This window comes from Xanthomonas sp. A1809, assembly GCF_017746015.1.
In the GTDB taxonomy this organism is placed as follows: domain Bacteria; phylum Pseudomonadota; class Gammaproteobacteria; order Xanthomonadales; family Xanthomonadaceae; genus Xanthomonas; species Xanthomonas euvesicatoria.
This window is the reverse complement of the sequence record NZ_JAGHWZ010000034.1, coordinates 3,438-6,899: the sequence shown is the minus strand read 5'-3', so window position 1 is coordinate 6,899 and position 3,462 is coordinate 3,438. Positions and strand designations below refer to the sequence as shown.

General features: G+C 64.3%; 4 protein-coding genes. All 4 read left to right on the top strand.

What is annotated here, in order from left to right; genetic code table 11:
- On the top strand, window positions 1-243 hold a 243-nt coding region (locus J7396_RS21850), incomplete at its 5' end, for a phage minor tail protein L (RefSeq protein WP_209262126.1).
- 81 nt (window positions 244-324) lie between these two features.
- Window positions 325-1,050, top strand: coding sequence for a C40 family peptidase (locus J7396_RS21845; protein WP_244669815.1), 726 nt, complete (start codon window positions 325-327; stop codon window positions 1,048-1,050).
- Window positions 1,047-1,649, top strand: coding sequence for a tail assembly protein (locus J7396_RS21840; protein WP_209262124.1), 603 nt, complete (start codon window positions 1,047-1,049; stop codon window positions 1,647-1,649). The genes J7396_RS21845 and J7396_RS21840 overlap by 4 nt, the downstream gene beginning before the upstream one ends.
- On the top strand, window positions 1,646-3,462 hold a 1,817-nt coding region (locus tag J7396_RS22825; protein ID WP_209262123.1), incomplete at its 3' end, for a phage tail protein. The genes J7396_RS21840 and J7396_RS22825, both read left to right, overlap by 4 nt.

Below are 3,462 nucleotides of genomic sequence, written 5' to 3'. Positions count from 1 at the left end.
GGCGAGCAGTTGCCGGGCCGGCAGATCATCGCCAACACCTGCAGCTGGATCATTCGCGGAGGCTATCGCGGCCCGTACTGCGGGTACAACGGCCCACCGGTGGCCGACATCAACGACAACCCGGTGAGCGATCCGGCGCTTGATGTCTGCGGCGGCAAGGTCCGGTCCTGCAAGCTGCGCTTTGGCGCGAACAACCCGCTGCCTTACGGCGGATTCCCCGCCGCCGGCCTGCTGCGCACGTAGCGCGCGAGCAGCATCTAGACCTTCCAGGCCCGCCATGTGCGGGCCTTTTTCATGGGCGATCACATGGAACACGCAACCCTCATGGCCATCCAGGCGCATGCCGCCGCTGAGTACCCGCGCGAGTGCTGCGGGCTGGTCGTGCTGTCCGGTACAGGCGAGCAATACCGGCCGTGCCGCAACGTCGCCACCACGCCCAGCGAGCACTTCATCCTGCCGGGGGAGGACTACGCCGCTGCGGAAGATGCCGGCCAGATCGTGGCGCTGGTGCACAGCCATCCGAATGCGTCAGCGCATGCTTCGGATGCGGACAAGGCGATGTGCGAAGCCAGCGGGCTGACGTGGCACATCATCAGTGTCGGGCAGGTCGACGGGGTGCCGGAGTGCGGCGAGGTGCAGACCATCCAGCCGAGCGGCTATGTGGCGCCGTTGGTGGGTCGCCAGTTCGCCCACGGCGTACTCGACTGCTACACGCTGGTGCGCGACTTCTACGCGCGCGAGCTGGGCATCCAGCTGTCGCACTACGAACGCGCAGATGATTGGTGGAACAAAGGTGGCGATCTGTACGCACTCGAGCGGCTGCAGGCCGAGGGATTCGCGGAGATTCAGGACGAACCCCAGCGCGGCGACATGATCGTGATGCAGATCCGCGCGCCGGTGCCGAACCATGCCGGCGTGTACCTGGGTGAGGGGCAGATGCTGCACCACCTCGCGGACCGGCTGTCGGTGCGCGTGCCCTACGGCGGCTATTGGGCTGACCGCACGGTGCGTGTGGTGCGCCACAAGCTCGCCACCGGCGGTGCTGCATGAGCATGCATGCAGTGCCCAAGGTGCGCGTGGTGCGGCTGTACGGCGTGCTGCGCGCCAAGTTTGGCAAGGAGTTCCGGCTGGCGGTGGCATCGCCGGCCGAGGCCATCCGCGCGCTGTCCGTGCAGCTCGCAGGCTTCCAAGGCTTCCTCATGGGCGCCAAGGATCGTGGACTGACGTTCGCGGTGTTCAACGGCCGGCGCAACCTCTCAGAAGATCAGCTGCACGATCCGCCCGGGGATGACGCCATCCGCATCGCGCCTGTGCTGCAGGGTTCAAAGCGCGGAGGTGTGCTGCAGACGATCGTCGGCGCAGTGCTGGTAGTTGCTGGCGTAGTCCTCACTTCGATGGGATACGGCGTGATCGGCGTACCGCTAACCAATGCCGGCATCGCAATGGTGATCGGTGGCGTTGTGCAGATGCTTTCCCCAACGCAGAAGGGATTGGGCACGCAGGATAGTCCGGACAACCGCCCGAGCTATGCGTTCAACGGGCCGGTGAACGTGCAGGCGCAAGGGAATCCCGTGCCACTCGCTTACGGTCGCTGCTGGATTGGGTCGGCCGTCATCAGTGGTGGCATCTTTGCCGAGGACCAGCAGTGAGCGGCGATGCGCAGGAGCGCGCCCCAGCGCTAAACGGCGCCAAGAAGGGGGCCAGCTCTGCCCGTACCCCGGTGGAAACGCCGGACAGCCTGCAATCGATCGCTTACGCGAAAATCATTGACCTTTGGAGCGAGGGCGAGGTCAAGGGTCTGGTCAATGGAGCGAGGTCGGTATTTCTCGATGGCACGCCGCTGCAAGCGGAGGACGGCTCCTTCAACTTCCAAGGCGTTCGCTTTGAGACTCGTACGGGCACCCAGGATCAAGAGCACTTAGCCGGCTTTCCAAGCGTCGAGAACGAGAACTCCGTAAACGTCGAGCTGCGCAGCGATCAGCCGGTCGTGCGAAGCTTCACCAATCCTGACCTGTCCGCGATCCGCGTGCGCATCGCGGTGCAGGCGCTGCAGAAGACCAACACCACGAACGGTGACATTGAGGGCTACAGCGTCGGCTACGCGATCGACGTGGCCACCGACGGCAGCGCTTTCAACACGGTGATTTCCAATGCATTCACCGGCAAGACGACCACGCTATACGAGCGCAGCCATCGCGTCGACCTGCCCGAGGGCAGCCAGTGGCAGATCCGCGTTCGACGCCTGACGCCCAACGCAAACAGCGCAACGATTGCGGATACCACGCTAGTGCAGTCGATGACAGAGATCATCGACGCAAAGCTGCGCTATCCCAACTGCGCGCTCGGCGCGCTTGAGGTCGACGCCAGCCAGTTTGATGCGATCCCATCGCGAGCCTATTACGGCGAGTGGTTGATTGTCTCCGTGCCCAGCAATTACGACCCGGAAGCGCGGACGTATGCTGGCGTGTGGGATGGCACCTTCAAGCCTGCATTTACGAGGAACCCTGCCTGGGTCTTCTATGACATGGTGACCAAGGACCGATACGGCTTGGGCCACCGCATCCCAGCCGCTTGGGTCGATCGCTGGCGGCTGTATCAGATTGCACAGTACTGCGATCAGATGGTCAGCGATGGCATGGGAGGACAGGAACCTCGCTTCACCTGCGACATGTACCTGCAGACCAGGCAGGATGCCTACAAGATGCTGCAGGACATGGCGGCGGTGTTCCGCGGCATCACCTACTACGCTGCTGGGCAGGTGCTGGCATCGGCTGACATGCCGCAGGACCCGGTGTATGCCTTCAACCAGACGAACGTCATCGACGGCCGGTTCACCTATTCCGGCTCAGCCCGGAAGGTACGACATACGGTCGCGTTGGTCTCCTGGAATGACCCGGACGACTTCGGTCGCGCCAAGGTCGAGACGGTGGAGTACCGCCCGGGCATCGCCCGCTATGGTATCCAGCAGGTGGAAGTGGCAGCGATGGGCTGCACGTCGCGCGCCCAGGCGCAGCGCATCGGCCTCCATATCCTGTACACCGAGAACCTTGAGACCGAGACCGTCACGTTTGGTGTGGGCCTCGAGGGAGCGGTGCCGCAACCTGGCGACATCATCGAAGTGGCAGACCCGAACCGGGCCGGCCGCCGCAACGGCGGGCGCATCAAGGCAGCGGGGTTGCAGTCGGTCGACCTGGACGTGGTGCCGCCAGGATTGAGCGCCGGCGATACCATCCGCGTCCTTGGCAGCAATGGCCGCAGCCAGGCCCGCACTATCAGCGACATTGCCGGCTCGACGGTTTCAGTCTCGGTGCCATGGACCACTGTGCCGGTGGCGACGTCGGTCTGGGCTGTCTCGACGGCCGAGCTCGCGCTGCAGACCTTTCGGGTGCTGGGCGTCACCGAGGGTGACGGAGCTGAGAACGCCATCACCTACCAGATCACCGCACTCGAACATGTGCCACA